At 26.5% G+C, this 19,052-nt stretch carries 16 protein-coding genes; 6 read left to right on the forward strand and 10 right to left on the reverse strand.

Annotated elements, in window-relative coordinates:
* Positions 1-429: 429 nt before the first annotated feature.
* From MBFIL_RS06155 to comD, 3 genes are all read right to left on the reverse strand, one after another.
* Positions 430-1,377, reverse strand: coding sequence for an ABC transporter substrate-binding protein (locus MBFIL_RS06155; RefSeq protein ID WP_066972558.1), 948 nt, complete (start codon positions 1,375-1,377; stop codon positions 430-432).
* A 265-nt stretch (positions 1,378-1,642) separates the two neighbouring features.
* Positions 1,643-2,188: a sulfopyruvate decarboxylase subunit beta gene (comE, locus tag MBFIL_RS06160; protein WP_066972559.1), complete on the reverse strand. Its 546-nt coding sequence runs from the start codon at positions 2,186-2,188 to the stop codon at positions 1,643-1,645.
* 21 nt (positions 2,189-2,209) lie between these two features.
* Positions 2,210-2,704 carry a sulfopyruvate decarboxylase subunit alpha gene (gene comD, locus MBFIL_RS06165; protein ID WP_066972560.1) on the reverse strand — a complete coding sequence of 165 codons (495 nt, stop codon included), beginning with the start codon at positions 2,702-2,704 and terminating at the stop codon, positions 2,210-2,212.
* A gap of 701 nt (positions 2,705-3,405) precedes the next feature.
* Between comD and MBFIL_RS06170 the strand changes: the two genes are divergently transcribed.
* Both MBFIL_RS06170 and MBFIL_RS06175 read left to right on the forward strand, forming a co-directional pair.
* Positions 3,406-3,639 (forward strand): hypothetical protein, encoded by a 234-nt coding sequence (locus MBFIL_RS06170; protein ID WP_066972562.1) that lies wholly within the window; start codon positions 3,406-3,408, stop codon positions 3,637-3,639.
* Between the two features lie 80 nt (positions 3,640-3,719).
* Positions 3,720-3,908 (forward strand): type II toxin-antitoxin system RelE family toxin, encoded by a 189-nt coding sequence (locus MBFIL_RS06175; RefSeq protein WP_066972569.1) that lies wholly within the window; start codon positions 3,720-3,722, stop codon positions 3,906-3,908.
* A 199-nt stretch (positions 3,909-4,107) separates the two neighbouring features.
* Here the strand turns inward: MBFIL_RS06175 and MBFIL_RS06180 are convergent, their stop codons facing one another.
* The 4 genes from MBFIL_RS06180 to hdrC form a co-directional block, all read right to left on the reverse strand.
* Positions 4,108-4,848, reverse strand: coding sequence for a UPF0280 family protein (locus MBFIL_RS06180; protein WP_066972573.1), 741 nt, complete (start codon positions 4,846-4,848; stop codon positions 4,108-4,110).
* A 48-nt stretch (positions 4,849-4,896) separates the two neighbouring features.
* A complete protein-coding gene (hdrA, locus tag MBFIL_RS06185; protein ID WP_084266326.1) occupies positions 4,897-7,227 on the reverse strand; it encodes a ferredoxin:CoB-CoM heterodisulfide reductase subunit HdrA in 2,331 nt (776 codons plus the stop codon).
* A gap of 33 nt (positions 7,228-7,260) precedes the next feature.
* A complete protein-coding gene (gene hdrB, locus MBFIL_RS06190) occupies positions 7,261-8,247 on the reverse strand; it encodes a ferredoxin:CoB-CoM heterodisulfide reductase subunit HdrB (RefSeq protein WP_066972575.1) in 987 nt (328 codons plus the stop codon).
* Between the two features lie 268 nt (positions 8,248-8,515).
* Entirely contained in the window at positions 8,516-9,106 is a 591-nt protein-coding gene (gene hdrC / locus MBFIL_RS06195) for a ferredoxin:CoB-CoM heterodisulfide reductase subunit HdrC (protein ID WP_066972577.1), read from the reverse strand.
* Between the two features lie 840 nt (positions 9,107-9,946).
* On the opposite strand from hdrC, the gene MBFIL_RS06200 reads away from it, so the two are divergent.
* The 3 genes from MBFIL_RS06200 to MBFIL_RS06210 all read left to right on the forward strand — a co-directional run bounded on the left by MBFIL_RS06200 (position 9,947) and on the right by MBFIL_RS06210 (position 12,560).
* Entirely contained in the window at positions 9,947-10,699 is a 753-nt protein-coding gene (locus MBFIL_RS06200) for a HesA/MoeB/ThiF family protein (RefSeq protein WP_066972580.1), read from the forward strand.
* Between the two features lie 23 nt (positions 10,700-10,722).
* A complete protein-coding gene (locus tag MBFIL_RS06205) occupies positions 10,723-10,923 on the forward strand; it encodes a MoaD/ThiS family protein (protein WP_066972585.1) in 201 nt (66 codons plus the stop codon).
* Between the two features lie 383 nt (positions 10,924-11,306).
* A complete protein-coding gene (locus MBFIL_RS06210) occupies positions 11,307-12,560 on the forward strand; it encodes a methanogenesis marker 16 metalloprotein (RefSeq protein ID WP_066972605.1) in 1,254 nt (417 codons plus the stop codon).
* Between the two features lie 312 nt (positions 12,561-12,872).
* Here the strand turns inward: MBFIL_RS06210 and MBFIL_RS06215 are convergent, their stop codons facing one another.
* Complete coding sequence (locus tag MBFIL_RS06215) at positions 12,873-13,895, reverse strand: adenylosuccinate synthetase (protein ID WP_066972587.1); 1,023 nt, start codon at positions 13,893-13,895, stop codon at positions 12,873-12,875.
* Between the two features lie 935 nt (positions 13,896-14,830).
* On the opposite strand from MBFIL_RS06215, the gene MBFIL_RS06220 reads away from it, so the two are divergent.
* Positions 14,831-15,559, forward strand: a complete 729-nt coding sequence (locus MBFIL_RS06220) for a PKD domain-containing protein (RefSeq protein WP_066972589.1) — start codon at positions 14,831-14,833, stop codon at positions 15,557-15,559.
* A gap of 124 nt (positions 15,560-15,683) precedes the next feature.
* On the opposite strand, the gene MBFIL_RS06225 is transcribed toward MBFIL_RS06220, so the two are convergent.
* A complete protein-coding gene (locus tag MBFIL_RS06225) occupies positions 15,684-17,081 on the reverse strand; it encodes a BaiN/RdsA family NAD(P)/FAD-dependent oxidoreductase (RefSeq protein WP_066972596.1) in 1,398 nt (465 codons plus the stop codon).
* Between the two features lie 288 nt (positions 17,082-17,369).
* Entirely contained in the window at positions 17,370-18,689 is a 1,320-nt protein-coding gene (gene aspS / locus MBFIL_RS06230) for an aspartate--tRNA(Asn) ligase (RefSeq protein ID WP_066972601.1), read from the reverse strand.
* Positions 18,690-19,052: the final 363 nt, after the last annotated feature.

The raw sequence follows: 19,052 nt of genomic DNA on the forward strand, positions 1-19,052 counted from the left end.
ACATAAAATTAAACAAACCAAAAACAATAAGAACAACTAAAAACAATTCAACAAAACCAACAAAATATTAAAAAAAACTCACATAAAAACACAAAAAATAAAGAAAAAATCAATAAAATAGAACAAATAAAGAAACATTAAATGCGAATCCTCATGGGATTTTCAATGGAAAAAATCAAAACCATTCTTAAAAAAATCAGGATATGTATATGATATGGCACTTTTTCCATTTAAAAATAATTTTTGAAATGAAAACCACTCCTAAATTACAGTGGCATAAAAATAAATAAAAATAGTATTAAAAGGTATTAAAAGTAATAATTAAGTAGATAATGTCTTGATATATTAACAAATTGTAAAATAAAAATAAATAGCTATTAAATTTATAATTCAATAGCTATAATCAATTTCAATATCTATTTTTCAAATTTAAACTTTTTGGAATATTTGTGCTTGAGTTAATGGTTTTTTGAGTAATCCCATGTCAATTTCAATATTCATAAAGTCTAACACTTTATTAACATAGGAATCATCTATGCCTGAAGTGAATTTAATGTTTTTAATAGCATTCTTTTCAATGTTTTCTTTGAATAAGTCTGAAGGTAAGAGTTTTACAGCTTCTTCAGGGTTTTCTTTAATGTATTTTGTTGCATTTTCATGTATATCTAAAATAGCTTTGGTTTGGTTTTCATTGTTTTTAATGAAATCTTCTCTTGCAACTATTACACAACATGGGTGTCCTGGGAGGATATCTTCAGATGATGCAATTTCTTTTCCAATTCCAGTTTCAACAGGTTGAGTTACATAAGGTTCATAGGAAACAATACCATCAATCTTTTTGGTTTTTAAAGCATCTACCATAGATGCAACTTTCATATCAGAAATTGAAAGATCTTCTTTTTTCAAACCATTTTTTTCAAGAGCATATAAAAGAAGCATGTACTGTATAGAACTTGCACCTGGAGTTGCTACTTGTTTTCCTTTTAATCCTGCAATATCAGAAATTTTAGATTCGTTAGAAACAACAATTCCACTTCCTTCATTTTGAACTGATGAAATTACTTTTACAGGAACTCCTTTAGCTATTGAAGACAATGCTGGAGTTATTCCTACATAACCTACATCAAGATCTCCACTTGCCATAGCTGCCATTAAATCTCCACCATTGTTAAATTGGACAAGATTTACTTTAATTCCTTTATCTTCAAATTGATTGGTTGCATTAGCTATAAGTAATGCTGCATGATGATCAGAAGGCATGTATCCAATACTAACAACATTAGAAGAAGAGTTGGATCCTCCAAGAGAGAAGTAAGCTCCTGCTCCTACAATTATAATAACTATTAATGCAATTATCGCAATAATTTTTTTATCCATATAAATCACTTTTAAATTAATTATTTATAATTTTATATTATATTTTAATTCTAATAAAATTCTTATAAAAATTTCAATAGTACTACTTAATATTCAATTGATTATTTTTAATTAATCATGTTAATTATATTATATTAATAATATATAACTATTGTTATAGTTATTAAGTGATGTATTTAATCTAAATAATTAAAAAACTAGCTATTAAATAATTATTAAATAATTATTTTAATTTTGAAATGGTTTACATATCATCACTATTTAATTACTTATTAACAATTTCTTTAAAACGATTTTTTATTTTATCAGGTGTTAAATCGATTATACCTACATCTGCATTTCCAGGATTTATTTTAAAATGTATAAAAATAGGTTCTTCAATATCTTCTGATAATATTTCTTTAAAATCAATATCTTTAAAATTAAATGCTTTTTTAAATCCTATTGATTTAGCTATTTTAAGTAAATCTGTGTTTTTACAGTATGTTTCTTGATTTCCAGTTGATCCATAAGCAGAATTATCTAAAGCTATTAAAATAAAATTTGATGGATTTTGGTTAAATATTGTAACAAGTGAACCTAAATTCATCAATATTGATCCATCACCATCAAGAACAATTACTTTCTTATCTTGGGAAAGTCCAAGTCCAAGTCCAATTGAGGAGGCAAGTCCCATTGAACCTAACATGTAGAAATTTTCTGCTCTATCTTTAATTTCATATAATTCTCGTGATGGAAATCCAATATTAGCTATTACAAGTTCATCTGTTAAATTTTTTGCAATTTCTTTTATAGCATCGTACCTTTCCATAATTAATACTTCCTAATATTTTTACCAGTAATTTATATCAAATAGTAGAGCAATTGGCTTTTTAAGACTTTCTGACTTCTTCCAAGATTCACTTACAGCTTTTTCAGCTTTTTCAATCTTTTCTATCCTTTTATAATCTATACCTAATCCTTCAAATAAATTAGGGGTTGCTTTACCCATAGGAACTTGTCCAATGATTGGTTCTCCTTTTGTTCCTCTGTGACTAATTATCATGATAAGTGGAAATGAATATAATTCATATAATGATGTTAAAGCATTAATTGAGTTTCCAAGTCCTGAATTCTGCATTAATATAGCTATTTTTTTACCAGCAAGATATGCTCCAGCACATATCCCTAAACCTTCTTCTTCACGAGTCACAGGAACATGAGTAATCTCAGAGTCATTATTTATTTTTTCAAGAAGTTTTTTTAAGTTAACACAGGGAACGCTTACGATAAAATTAATTCCAGCATTTTTAATCCCTTTATAAATGGATTCTGTACTATCTAACATTTATTTTCTTCCTTTTATTTATTTTATGACTAGTTTAATTAAATTAATTTAAATTAATTATTTTTCATAATAATTTTATTGTATAAAATGTTTATACAGTAATCGCTTTGTTTTTCATAATAATTTTATTGTATAAAATATTTACACGATCATTATTTCATATATCTTAAAATTTTCATAATTCAACTTTAGAAACATCAACTTCCCCAGACATTAATTTTGGGAGAATAATATCTCTTAATCTCTTAGTTTTACTAGTCTTTTATTTTTTGTTAATTTTTCTTATTTTCTTTAAAAATTGGGAAAGTATAATATTAAATTCACACCGTATCCTTTTTGGAGGAATAATCAATTTTAATGATTAATTTTGGTTTGGTTTACTTTTACTTGTACAGATCAGTAAATATTGATTATATGTTCCTATTTAGTAATAAATATAAAATTTCTATTGTACTCTATTGTACCTCCATTTTTTCCTTGTATTATATATGCTGAGTATTTATCTAAAATTATTACCAAACATATTGTAAGATAGGATATTCTTTATAATTTATAATACTTCCATTTTAGCATAGAAATAAATAAATACTGCCAAATAATATTTAGTTTGCAATTTTATTTAATATTATCACCAAAGAACATAAATATTTATAAATTCATATAATATTTGTATAATATATTAAATTTGGATGTGAAAAACATTGCCTACTATAACAATCAAAGAAAATATTCTTAAAGATATAATTGAAATAGCTAAAGACAGGAATACTAATGAAAATCAATTAGTAAATGATATTCTATTAGAAGCTGTTGAATTTGCTAAACAAGAAGATTGTGAAGTATTTAAAGAGCTTGATAGGTTATCTCAAGAAGCTAAAAATGGTAATTACATTGAAGGAGATTTTGAAACACTTGAAAAAAGATACAGAGTATAAAATTCGTATTGTTCCAGAAGTAGACAAATATCTTAAAAAATTAGCTAAAAAAGGCTAAAAAAGATATTAAATCTTTCGAAATGATATGGGAAGGAGTACATGAAATTAAAGAGGATCCTTACAATTCTAAACTTCTTAAACATAGCTTTAAAGGATACAGAAGAAAAAGAAAAGGAGATTATAGAATAATATTTGATATTCTCTTTTCAATGGATCCTAAAAGAATTCTAATTTTACAAATAGGTAAAAGAAGTAACATTTATAAGTAGGATTACTGTTTCTTAATTTTACTAGTTTTTTAACTTCAAATAAAAATTTTGGTGATTGGTCCATAATAATTTCACATTTTTCTTCTCCTAATTTTACATTTTTGCAGTTTTCTATATAATAACATGTCTAATAAATAATTAGGTAGGATTTATTAACAATTAAATAATAATTATTGAATTTAAACAGTTTTCAGTTCAACTAACTAATAGTATCCTGATAATATTCATCAAGGTCTCCTTTTTCAATAGCTATTATTTCTGGTGGTTTTCCTATGGTTCCTATGGAATCATTCACTATTATAATACCTCCTATAAAATGTTCTTTATAGTTTTCGGCTTTTTCCAGTCCTTTTTCAACTGCATTGCTGTCATCAGGTCCTTTCACGGCATTTGCTATTGATGTTGCAAGAGTGTCTGCAATGCTTGCTCTTTCTGCAATAATTGAAACTGCATCTGCTCTTCCATAACTAAAAGAATATCCAACTGTTCCAGAAGATGTACATAATCCATAGGATTTTTTTGAAGATTTAAATTTAAAAGCAATTTTTCCTGAAATATTTGAGTTTCCAGCATATATTCCACAAATCACTGACTTATCTTTATCTTTGTTTATAAAGGCTATGTCTCCACCATTATTAACAATTGAATAGCTAGAACCTTTTTCAATTAATTGATTAAGTGTAATCTCTGAAAACGTTCCTGCAACAGCACCCATTGGTCCAATATTGGCTATTTTACTTGCATCATCCATTATTTTAGCTATTTTTGGTCCTTTTTCAAACTTTATTGGGCTGTGTGATTCAAGAAACTCATTATTATTTCTACAATAATCTTTTAACAGGTCTCTTTCATTAGACACATAATTTTCAAGAAAATCTGGATTTGTATCACTTGTTATTTTCATTATGGTTTCATCAATTTCTATTTTTTTGTTATACATTTAAATCTTCTATTAATTTGAATATGACAATTAGCTTGTCTTTTATTATTAATTTGATATTGAATTAATTTTTTCATCAAATATTTTGAATTTTTGAGCAAGACCTGTGAAATAAGGAATATATACTTTTGAAAATTGGATTCTATCTGGGTTGATTCCTTGTTTTTCTGCATACTTTTTAAGTTTATTTATTTTTTTCTCTACTTTATCATACATTAAATCTCCAGGATATTCTCCTATGAATACTCCCTCTGCTCCATTTTTAAGTGCATAGATAATATGATCTGGAGTTACTCTGTTTACTGAGTGAACTTTGATGATGTGAATAGATTCTGGGTACTGCAGTCTGTTTATTCCAATATTATCTGCAGCAGTATATCCTATTTGATCAAGGAAAACAATGATTTTCTTTTCACCTTTCTGTTTGTTTTTTAGCATGCCTTTGATTGTAGCATAAATCTTTTCATTAATATTTCCTTGTATTGTAATAGCTGATTGTTTGCACACACTTAAGCATTCTCCACAACCAGAACATGACATTGGATCTATAAATATTTCTTTATCTTCAATGTATATTGATTTGTGTTTACATCTGCTTATACATTCTTTACAATTATTACATAGTTCATAGTCAATTTCAGCAATAAATGGTTCAATTTCAATACCTTTATGTATTAATTCAAATACTTTTGCTGCTGATGCATTTGCCTGCATAATACTTTCTGTAATATCTTTTGGTCCTTGGGCTGTTCCGCATACAAATGCTCCTTTAACATCTGTTGCAACTGGCTTTATTTTTGGATGGGCTTCTTTTACAAAGAAATCTTCAGTTAATCCAATATCTAATTGTTTAGCTATTTCTCTTGTTCCATCTGAAGATTCAATAGCTAATGATAAAACAACCATGTCTGTTTCAATTTCAACAAATTCTCTTGTAAGGGTGTCTTCTACTTTAACAACAAGATTATCTTCTTGATTTTTAATGATTTCTCCAGGTCTTCCTCTTATAAGTCTAATTCCATTATCTTGGCAGTGTTTATAGTATTTTTCATACATTCCTGTTGTTCTCATATCAGTATAACAGATTATAACATCGGTATCAGGATATTTATGTTTAATAATATTAGCATTTTTTAAAGCAACCATACAACATACTTTAGAACAGTACTTGTGGGCATTAGGTTTCTCATCACGAGAACCTACACATTGAACCATTACAATTCTTTTTGGAGCTTTTTTTGACCCTGGAATTTTCAACTCCCCCTTAGTTGGTCCATTAACTCCCATAATCCTTGCAAGTTCGTTTTGTGTAATAACCTCATCATATCGTTCATAACCATACTCTGGTCTAGCTTTGGGATTGAATAATTTATGACCTGTAGCTAAAATAACTGAACCTACATTAAGAGGTATAAGCTCTTTCTCTTCTTCTAAGTTAATTGCATTCATTTTACATATTTTAACACAGTTACCACACTTTTTACAGTTTTCCATGTCAATAGTGTATGCATCAGGATAACTTTGAGAAAATGGCTTGTAAATAGCTTTTCTGTATGACATATTTTCATTAAAGTCATCTAAAACTTTAACAGGACAAACTTCATTACATTTACCACAGGCAATACATAATGCATCATCAATATATCTTGGACTTTTCTCAAGAAGTAAGCTAAATGTTCCAGACTTTCTACTTCCACTTATAACTTTTGTTTTAGTTAATATTTCGATATTATCTTCCCATACTGTTTCATTAATAAGTGGATTAAGTAAACATAAACTACACTCTTCAGCTATTTTCACTGGTGAGAAAACCTTACCTATTTTCACCATATTTCCGCCAATAGTAGCTTTTTCTTCGATAATGTATGTTTTAACATCAGTTTTAGCTATTGAAAGCGCAGCACTTATTCCAGAAATTCCTCCTCCAATTATGGCAACACTTTCAGGAATTTGACATACAATAGGGTTTACAGGATGTGATTTTTTAACTTTCTCAATTGATGCATTAATAAGTGTAATAGCTTTAGCAGTACTTTTATCTTTATCATGAACCCATGAGCACTGTTCTCTTAAATTTGCCATATCCATTAAGTAAGGATTTAATGGTTTAACATAATCTTGAAATATTTTTTCATGAGAAATAGGTGAACAAGAAGCTATAACAACACGATCTAACTTGTTATTAAGTATATTGTCTCTTATATTCTTTTTACCATTAATTGAACAAAGATTTTCAAATTCCTCTACAACTTCTGCATCTATATTACTTTTTACCTTTTCGATGTCTACAGTGTCAGATATATTTCCACCACATCTACAGATAAAAACTCCTATTTTTAATTTTGAATCATCTTTATTGCTTGTTTTTTTATTTATCATGAAAAAACCTTTTAAACTAATTTAATTTGATATTTATAGTTTTTTATCTTTTTTCCTTTCTAATTTTTCTTTTGCTTTATTTATTTTCTTCCACTTATCTTCATTTTTGATAGCTTTAATATTTACTGGAATTGTGTGAGTTTGCAATCCTACAACTTTTTCGATATCTGCACCCATCATCATAGCTATTAGTTGCATTATATTGATGTGCATAGTTTTAAATGTGTTATCTGTTTTTTTAGCAATATATGGTTGGTATCTATCAAACTGCATATGGCAATTAGGGCACATGTGAATAAGAATATCTACATCTTTAAGTGATATTAATTTTTCAGAACTTACTTTCATTGAAAGATCTTTATTTACAAATCTTTGCCTAAATCCTGCTCCACAGGTTGTTCTTTTTTCATTAAACCATCCAACTGTTTTAAGATTACAAGATTCAACAAGTTTATCTAAAATATTTGGATCTCTAACTCCTCCAATTGTATCATTATAAAAAACCTTACAGTAATGGCATGCATGATGTGTAGCTATTTTCAAATCATCTGATAATTCTATTTTTATCAAATCTTTTAGCTTGTCTTTTTTATTGTAAATAATCTCAACAACATGAAATATATTTTCTGTTGGGTCAATAGAGTCAACTTCGTATTTTCTATCTACATAACATTCTTTAAAAACAGTGTTTATTTCTTCTCTGATCTTTTCATTATTATTTAAAAGCTTTGCAGCTTTTTTGTTTATTGCATAACATGTTGCACACATTGTAACAATGTTAGGATGATTATTTTTAATAGCTATATCAAAATTACGGGCAGCTATTAAGGTTGTGGACTCTTGATCAAAAACATCACTATAATGTCCTAATCCTGTACAGCATGATTGGTCATGATCAATTGTGTATTCAATGCCTAATTTATCAAAAACATATTTAGTTGAAGATTCTACTCCTGGATATTCTGTACTTATTAAACAGCTTTTAAATAATAGAATATTTTTATCTGGAATAGGTTTCATATTTTTTCCTTCATTAATCTCTATTTTAATCAGTTTTGTTAATTGGAGTTTTTTCAACAGTTTGATTTATAAATAGTGTTTAATCTATCAAATATATTTTAATTATTTTAATTTTAAAGTGTTAGTTAATATCTGTGTTTGGATATTTTAAATTGATATAATTTATTAATAAATATTATTATTTTTATTAATTACTCTTATTTATTAAATTTGCTGTGGATATTATTATTTTTAGTATTATTTTTAGTAATTGGTTTTACTATTTTATTTATTCTTTTTCTTCTTTTTTTAATCTTTTAACTCTCTTATCAAAATTCATTTTATTAAGTAGTTTTCTAACTTCTTCTATTGATTCTTGTGGCATTTGTATAGGTCCTAAGGATAATTCTTTCCTAATTTCTTCGAGTTCTGCTTTGAAATCTAACCATCCTTCAATATCTTCATGTAATGTCATAAAAAAAGATTTAGGCATTCCACCTATTCCAATATCTAAAAAAGTTTCACCATAGCTTGCAAAGTATTTTAATTTTTCATCTTCTTTACCATTATCAATAGCTATTTGTCTAAGTATCTGATTAACTTCACAGGGACTGTTTCCTACTGCACATACACTATGGCAAGTATAGCAATAGAAGCAATTCCAAATATCTTTATTTTCAATAATCTTTTCATCATTTTCAAGAACTTTTTCTACCATATATCTTGGATTGTAATTAGAATGCTTAGCACCAGGGCATACTGAAGTACACATCCCACATTGAACACAACGAAGTAATCCTAAGTCATGTGATGCTTTAATATTATTTAAAACTTTGTTTGAAAGCTTTTCACGAGTTTCGTCTAAATTAATAACCTTCATTATTTATTCATCTCTTTAAAGGTAGTGATATTGTTCATTGATTTATTAAATTTATTATTAATATTAATTAACATTAATTAACTATTTATAAATATCATATTTACTCATATGACCTAGTAATTCATGGATTTGAAAAATCGAACTGATGGAATAATTATTGTTGGTGAGGTTTCAGTCAAAATTTTGCCTCTCGAGAAAATTAGTATTACATTTTATTATAAAATGCATACTACTTATTAGCACATTTTGACCAATAAACATGTTTTTAAGAAAATAACAAGCTTAAAAAACCAACCGTAAACTAAGTTACATAACAATAAGTTAAAAAAGGGCTAAAGTAAGATATTTGACAAATGGTTATGATTTGAAGTTATTATGGAGCATGATTTTAATAATAATTCATTTTCAGTAGTCAAAGTTTTAGCACGCTCAGCCATATTCATCAGTTCAATTTTTCATAACCATGTAATTCCTAATTTATTATTCCTAGTTTATTATAAATAATGTGTACTGTAATTTTCAGTTAGTTTCTTTGTATTGATTCATATATATTATATAAATCTTTTACTATATTTAAGTTGCAAAACTATTTTATTTTAATGAAAAATTTTCCACAAACTATAATTGAATTTTATATTATATTTTATATTTTATATTATTGATTACTTTAATTAATCTACTTAGTAAAAATTCTTAATTATAAAACTTTATATATTCAGTTAAATATAACAATAGTTATATTATTTATTATAAATGGTGTTATATATATTTTATTATATATTCATTATTTTCTTAATAAATGATATTATATAACACAATTACAAATAAAAAGGTGATTTAATGCCAACAAGATTTATTGGGAATGGTTATTGGGAAATAATCAGTAGACAGATGAGTATTGTTAATAAAAGTGAGCAGGAAAAATTTAAAAATGCTAAAGTTGCAGTTATAGGCTCTGGAGGAATCGGTGGATCTTTAATTGAAATGTTAGCTCGTATGGGTGTTGGAAGTCTTAATTTGGTTGATAAAGATGCTTATGATTTATCTAATCTTAATAGGCAATTAATAGCTACTTTAGATACTCTAGGAAAGACAAAAGTTTATTCAGCAAAAGAAAGAGTTAGAACTATTAATCCTTATGTAAAAGTTAATGCTTTTAATGAAGAACTTAATGAAAATAATGTTAAGAAAATAATTGGAGACGCTGATGTAGTTGTTGATGCTTTAGATAATTTAGTTACTCGTGTTATTGTAAGTAGGACTGCAAAAGAACTAGAAATTCCTTATGTTCATGGAGCTATTCATGGAACTCTTGGTCAAGTTACTGTTTTTACTAAAGATACTCCTAGTTATGAAGAGCTATTCAGACTTCCATCTCTTGGGAAAGAATTAACTGATGAGGTTAAAACCGATGTTAAATCATTAAATAAACAAGTTCCTCCAGTTATTGGACCTGTTCCTAATATAATAGGTAATTTAGAAGCATTTGAAACATATAAATATATTACTGGAATTGGTGTAGTAACATATGCTCCAGAAGTTTTAAAATACAATTTACTTGATTTAAAATCATTTAGTGTTGAAACATTTTAATTGATGTTATAATAGTGGTTGAAATGACTTATACGTTAATTTTTGAAAATAAAAAAGAAGAAAAACCCTTTGTAGATAATACAACTATAAAAGATTTGCTTGATGAAATTGAAGCATCATCTGAAACATTAGTTGTAAAAAAGAACAAAGAATTAGTAGAAATAGATGAATTAATCCAACAAGGCGATGAAATACAGTTAATACAAATTATTTATGGAGGATAATATTTATTAATATAATTCCTTTTAAAATTAAGTTAATATGAAACAAACTTTTGAAAACGATAAATTAGAGATTTCTCTAAATTTCATCATGAAATAAAAGTTTGATCAAAAGCTGTTTCATGAAATAAGCATTTTAGGTATAAAAAATGCTTTTATTAATAATTATAATAATTTGAAACTAGTAATAATTTTAGTATTAAATTAATTTTAATAATAAGTTAAAGAAATTTAAGTTTAATGATATTTGGATGATTAAATGATATTTAATGATTAAATGATCCATTTTATAAAATAGTAAATATTCTACTGTTTATTATTTAACTTCTGTTGTATTGTTATATTATTTATTTTGTCGATTCTATGATGTAAACTAGGTGATTTTTATTCAAGAGAGAACTTTAGATGAAATTAAAGAAAAAATCAACAATGGGGAAGCTAATGTTTTCACTATTCAAGAATTTAAAAAAGCAATTTCTGATGGTGAAGAATTATCTTTTGATGATGTTGATGTTGTAACCACTGGAACATGTGGAATAATGTCTGGAACTGCAGCTATTTTGCATATTGGAATTACTGGACCTGGAGAATTCCAAAAAGCTAAAAATGTTTTCCTTAATGGGGTTCCAGCATTTCCAGGACCTTGTCCTAATGAGCAGTTAGGTTCTGTTGATGTAATTGTCTATGGAACTGAACATAGTGTTAAAGATCATGGCTATGGTGGAGGATTTTTACTCAAAGATCTTTTAAATGGAGAAAAAGTAGATGTTGAAGTTGAGTCAATTGAAGGTAAGAAATTTGAGACTCAAATAACTATTGATGATGTTCCTAGAGGTCAAATCATTGGTGTTAGAATGACCTTTAAGAATTATACCGCTTTTGTCAATCCAACTGGAGATAAAGTTAATTCTATTTTTAATGCAATCCCGATGGAAGGAGTTTTAAATCAACTTTCATTTTCAGGATGTGGAGAATATAATCCTTTACAAAACGATCCAAATAAGGATATTATAGGTGAAGGAACAAAAATTTTGTTTAATGGTTCCAAAGGAGTAGTTTTAGGACCAGGAACAAGAAGTTCTGATGTAAAACCTAATTTAATGCTAACTGCTGATTTATTAGATATGGAGGCAGATTACATTGGAGGATTTAAAACTGGTGCAGGACCTGAAATATATGATACAGTAGCTATTCCAATTCCTGTTTTAAATGAAGAGGTATTTAATAAGCTATTATTATTAGATCCAGATGTTAAACTTCCTGTTGCAGATATTCATGGTAGGCATCTTCCATTGACTGAAATTAATTATGAGAATGTCTGGAAAGATACTGATGAAAGACCAGTATTTATAAAAGAAAATTTCAACCTTGAAGAGAATAAAGTAGTTCAAGAAAGCTGCCCTACAAATGCAATTAATGATAATGGAACTATAAATCTGGACAATTGTTTTGGTTGTGGTTTGTGTACTGTATTAACAACTAATAATACTTATGAAATGAAATTAGGGGTTGTTGATTTAGAAATTGAAAATAAAAAACACAGTATTCCAGTTACTTGCAGACAATCTGATCGTCAAAGAGCCAAAAAAATAACTACAAAACTCAAACAATTAATCTTAAACAAGGAATTTGAATTATAATGGATTAATAGCTAATTTATTAATATTAATAAAGCTATTAATTTTTATCTATTTTTATCTATTTTTATCTGCGATTTTTAAAAAAGAAATCAAATATTTTCTAACTTAATAAATTAAGTTTGACTAAAAGTATTCTAAAAAAATAGTAATTTAAGCATAAGAAATGCTTTTATAATATTAATTGAAACTAATGAAATAAATGTGAAAATTAATATTTAAAATTATTATTTAATTTAAGGTTAATATTTTAATTAAAAAGATAATATTTAATCTTTTTAATTTTCACGTATTCACATTATATTTTTTTTTATTTTATAACAATTCATCTCTTAAATCAATTGTGTCTGTTAAATCAGGTCCTGTTGATATTATTGTTACTGGGACACCTGTTGCGGTTTCTATGTCTTCTATGAACTGTTTTGTTTCTCCAGATAATGAGGAGTAGTCTTGTGTTCTTGCACAATCACAGTATAATTTGTCAACACATGTTAAAGCTATTTGAGTTGCTCCATTAATCATACAAGATTCTTTAGCAAGATCCATGTCAAAGAGACCAACTCTTCTCCTCCTCCCCGTAACTGTTCCGTATTCTTCAAGCCCTAATTCTTCTGCTTGTTTTTGATCTATTTCTGTGCAGAATGGACCTTCTCCTACTCTTGTTATATATGACTTAAAAACAGCTATAACATCATCTATTCTTGTTGGTCCAACACCAACATCTGCAGCAAAAGTACTTGCTGTGGTGTCTTTACTTGTTACATAGGGATAAGTTCCATAATAAAGGGATAATCCAAAACCTTGGGATCCTTCAATAAACACGTCTTTTCCATCATCAAGAGCTGTGTTAATTTCTAAAGGAACATCCATTGTATATTTTTCAAGTTCTGGAACATCTTTCGCCATTTTAGAAGTTCGCATGACTCTGTCGGCATTACCTGGACCGCATCCAGTTCCAGTACTTCCAATTTTTTTAAATAAGTGCTCTGATGCTTTATCTCTTTGTTTATGTTCTTCTTCGATCATTGAACATCTGTAATCTATATATGCTCTACTTTTGATGTCATATTTGTCTAAGTACTCTAATTCATGGAAGAACACATCTTTATCAACTAAAACCCCCGCTCCTATAAGTAATTTCGCGTCTTTATTAAAAAAACCAGATGGTGTAAGTCTTAATCCATATTTTTCACCATTGAATTCCACGGAATGTCCTGCATTAGGTCCAACACCTGCACGAGCAATTATATTAGGATTATCTTTATTACATAAATAGGTAATACATTTCCCTTTACCTTCATCGCCCCAAGCGCCACCGACTAAAATATTACAAGTCATATATATTCTCCTTTTGTAAAAATGGTATATATTTAGTTATTTTTTAAGTATAGTAGTTGTTCGCTATATTAATTAATTTTAATGTAGTTTATGCTGCAATTTGATTTATTTAATTGTCTTATCATTAATTACTTATTATTTAAATTGTATTTTAATAAAATTCTTATCTAAATTTATTAAAACTGTTAATAATCAAATTGCTATAGTGAATTTTTTCAACCATGATAACTTTGTGTGTTTATCCTTTATTAAATTTTGTATTTTTAATATTCTTAATATTTTTAATAGCTAGTTTGCTAGTGAGTTATGGAATTAACCTATATTCAAACTTTAAAATATTGATAAGGATAATCTAATAGCTATATTCATCAAATATATCTAAAATACTGGTTGGTCTAGCAGAAAATTTAATTCAATAATGTTTCTACATTTTACAAGTTTTAACAGTCAAGTATTCACTCCTATAAGTTAGTAACGATTATTTGAGTTTAAAAAATTTTTCTAAATATATGTCTCATGTCCTTATATGGAAAGTTAGGATAGTTAAATTTATATAATACTAATCACAATATTTATTTATCATTTGTATTTATAAAAATTTTTAACCTTTACACTAATGATAATAGTTATATATGATGAACAACATATAATAAATTCAGGTTATCAAGTTATATTTTATATAGTTATATACTAAACTAACCTGGTAATTTATTATTCAATATTATTGTTTAATATATACATATATGTTTTTAATTGAAATATTAATAAATCTGATATTTTAATGTATTAATTGAATATTAAATATTATTTGAAATTATAATTGTTTTATGTTTATTTTTTTATTTATTCCAATTGGAAAAATTATAGGGGATGAAAAATTGAAATTGAATAGGATTTTTATTATATTTTTAATTTTTATTACTATGCTGATGGTAATGTCTAATGTTTCTGCTGAAGTTGTGGGAGGATTAGATATGCCAGGAATTATACAGAATTCAAAAAGTGCATATGATTGTAAAGTAGTTACTACTAAGAATTCATACTATATACAAGTTAATAAAGGCGAAAAAATTAATTTCGGAGTTAAGACAGACTCAATAACTAACATGACTTGGAATTTTGGAGATAACACCAAGGAAGTATTTACAAAACCAACTAAAGACTATGTGTCTACATCACATAAATTTAATAAAAATGGTATGTATACTGTTAAACTTGTATATAATGGTCAAAAAGGTGGAATTAGCTTGTCAAGTTCTTCTGAAGAATTTGTAAAAGTTAAAGTTGTTACAAAACCAGATTTGACTTTGACTGGGCTTGTTAGAAATGTTGATGGTAAAAAAAATGTAGTAAGTGTTTTATTTACTGTAAAAAATAAAGGTGCTGCATCTGCAAAGGCTTCTAAATTACAAGTAGCATACAATGATCCAAAATATAATGCTGCTAAATATTCTAATAAAGGTCTTGTTAAAATTTACTCTAAACTTAAAAAATACACAAAAACTGTAAAAGTTAAAGCATTAAAATCAGGAAGATCTACTAAAGTACTAGTAAACTTTAAAATACCAGTTAAATACAGAAATTTGGTTAAATTTGTTAGAATAATTCCAAATAAGAAATCAGTTGAATCTATAAGTTCTAATAATTTAGTTAGATTTGTATAATTCATCTAAAATATTTCTTTATTTTTATCATTTTTATCTGTTTTTTTATATTATATGTCTTGTATTATTTATATTGTATTATTATTTCTCGTTTTTATTTATATTGTATTATTATTTCTTGTTTTTATTCATTGTTATTTTCAGAAGCTGATTTGCCTCCTAGATAACCTGTTGAAAAAGCTATTTGGAGATTATAGCCTCCACTTGGACCATAATGTTCTAATACTTCTCCTGTAAAAAATAGATTGTTTACTATTTTTGACTCCATTGTTTTTGGATTTATGTCTTTAGTTTCAATGCCTCCACAGGTAATCATTCCTGTTTTGTAGGGCATAACTCCAGTTATTTTTATTTTAAAACTTTTTAAATTAGCTATTAAATTGTTTTTATCTTTTTTATTCATATTATTCAATGTTTTATCACAATTAACATTGGCTATTCTTAAGAATTCTTCAATCATTCTATTTTTAAGATATAATTTCATATAATTTTTGATTTGTTTTTTCCCATGTTTTTGAAAATCTTCATTTAATTTATTTTTTAAGTCATTGTCACTATAATTTGGAATCAAATCTAATGATATTTCTGCATTACTAAATACATGTTTATTATTTTCTTTTTTATTTATTTGATCGTTATTTTCATTATAATGGTCTTTGTCTTTATTTTCATCAATTGAACAATTAGACACTACATCGATTACATTTATTTTGTAATCTACTATTTTAAGAATTTCATTACTTAAATCTATAATTCCTGGTCCAGTTAATCCAAAATGAGATATAAGAACATTTCCTCTTATTGTTATCTGGTTTAAGTTATTTTCATGGATTTTATTTTTTTTAGCTTTAAATGTAATTTTAACATCTTCTAATGTAATTCCTGATAATTTAGATAACCATGATTCATTAGATTTTAAAGGAATTAATCCTGGATGTATTTTAGATAGTTTATGATTAAAATCAATAGCTATTTTATGACCTTCACCAGTCGATCCTGTTTGTGGATAAGTTATGCCTCCTGTAGCTATTATAACTTTTTCAGAGGTAATGATTCCTGATTTAGTGCCGATTTTGAATGTTTCAGTTTCTTCTTCTTTTTCAACATAGTTCACAGGGTTATTTAAAAGTATATCTACTTTATTTTCTTTTAAATATTCTTTTAAAATTTTTAATATTGAGTTTGAATCATCTGTTTTTGGATATATTTTATTGTTTTCAATTTTAAAATCTAATCCTTTTTTTTTAAAAATAGCTATTAATTTATCATTTGTTAAAGTATGAAATGAATGTTTTAAGAAATTCTTGTGGGAAATTTCATTTAATTGTTCTTTGATTGGCTGATTATTTGTAATATTACAACGTCCTCCTCCAGTTAAAAGCAATTTTTTACCTAAATCCTCATTTTTTTCAATTAAAATAACTTCATGAGGATTTAAATTTGAAGATGCTTTAATGGCTCCCATGATTCCAGCAGGTCCTCCTCCAATAATAGCTATTTTGTAATGTTTATATTTTTTCATTAAATTAAAATAAGTGTTTATTTTATAAATAATTTTTCTATTATTTATTTTTTATCAAATATATAAAATATAGATCAAAATAGATCAAAATAGCTATTATTATGAGATATTATGAAATGACACAGTGAATAAACAATTTTAAAACAATTTAAAATGAGTAATAAATATTAATAAACGGTGTAAAATAGTATAAAATAGTAGTAAAACGTGTAAAATATTAATAAGAATAAAAAGTAAAAAAGAATAAAAAAGAATATGTTTATATTTTAAACAGCTAATCACGATTAATTAAGGAGTTAATCTTCTCCTGTCTCTTGGGAAAAGAACGGTTTCTCTAATGTTGTTTACACCTGTTAAGCTCATTGTGAATCGATCTGCTCCAAGTCCCCATCCTGAATGAGGAGGCATTCCGTAATCAAATGCTTTTAAATAGCTATCAAATGAATCAGGGTTTAATCCTTTTTCTGTGATTTTTTCAACAAGCATTTCATGTTGGTGGATTCTCATTGCTCCTGAAGATATTTCAATATCTTTATACATCAAATCAAAAGCATGACTTTTTTCAGGATGTTTTTTATTTGGCATGACATAGAATGGTTTTATTTCTGTTGGCCATCCAGTTAAGAAGTAGTATCCTTCCATCATTCCACCTAATGCTTTTTCTGCAGCTCTAGATAAATCTTCTCCCCACTCAATTTCAACACCTTTTGAATTGATCATATCTATAGCATCATCATAGTCCAATCTTTCAAATGGGCATTCACAAAGTAATAATTCTTTATCTAATGTTTTTAAGCTATCTTTACAATCTACTGTAACATCTACAATAACCTTGTTAACTAATTTTTCAAGTGTGTCCATTGCATCAATATCATCAATAAATGAAGCTTCCATATCAATAGAAATAGCTTCATTTAAATGACGGAGGGTGTCATGCTCTTCTGCTCTAAAAATTTGAGCTATTTCATAAACTTTATCAAATCCGCCAGACATCATGATTTGTTTGTATAGTTGTGGGCTCTGTCCAAGGAAGGCTTCTCTTTCAAAGTAAGTTATTGGGAAAAGTTCTGTTCCTCCTTCTGTAGCTGAAGCCACAAGTTTAGGAGTGTTAACTTCTAAGAATCCGTTTTCTTCAAAGAATGTTCTGGTACTATGGAGCATTTTACTTTTTATTTTAAAAATAGAATTAACATTAGCTCTTCTAAGATCAATGAATCTTGAATCAAGTCTTGTATCGATTTCAGCTCTAACTTTGTCTGTAGGGTCCATTGGTAAGGGTTGACTTGCTTCATTTAAAACTTTAATTGTGTTAGGTATTATTTCAACACCATTAGGTGCTCTAGATGATTCTTGAATGGTTCCTTTAATAGCTACAACTGATTCTTTTTTCAGTTTCCTTATTTGACTTAATAATTCAGCTTCAATCTCTTTACTTGGTGCAGTTACTTGAATCAAACCATCTCTGTCACGAATAAGTACGAATATTATTCCTCCAAGGTCTCTAATTTCATGCACCCATCCCATAACAATGATTTCTTTATTTACTAAGTTTACATTAATGTTTTTTGTATAATGGGTTCTTCTCCATTCTTCTAACAAACCTGTCACACTTTCACCTTTTAATTTTAAGTAATTTGGTCAATATTAATATTTTGCATGTTCAATTTAAACAATATAATGATATATTTATTATATACATAATTATGAATTTTAATTTATTTATATTTTTAAATATTTATTTTAATTTTTTATAATTTTATTTTAATTTTTTATAATTTTATTTTAATTTTTTATAATTTTATTTTAATTTTTTATTAATATTAATGATATAATTTTTTATTAATTTGGCTGTGCAATAATTAATTTTTCAGTTGATGGATGACAGTGAATTTTCTTAGTTGTGGTTAGATTGTAAATTATTTTTTGTAGTTTTTTTTATTTGTTGTCTATGTTTTTCATTGAATATCTATT

The sequence above is a fragment of the Methanobrevibacter filiformis genome (assembly GCF_001639265.1).
Lineage (GTDB): Archaea > Methanobacteriota > Methanobacteria > Methanobacteriales > Methanobacteriaceae > Methanacia > Methanacia filiformis.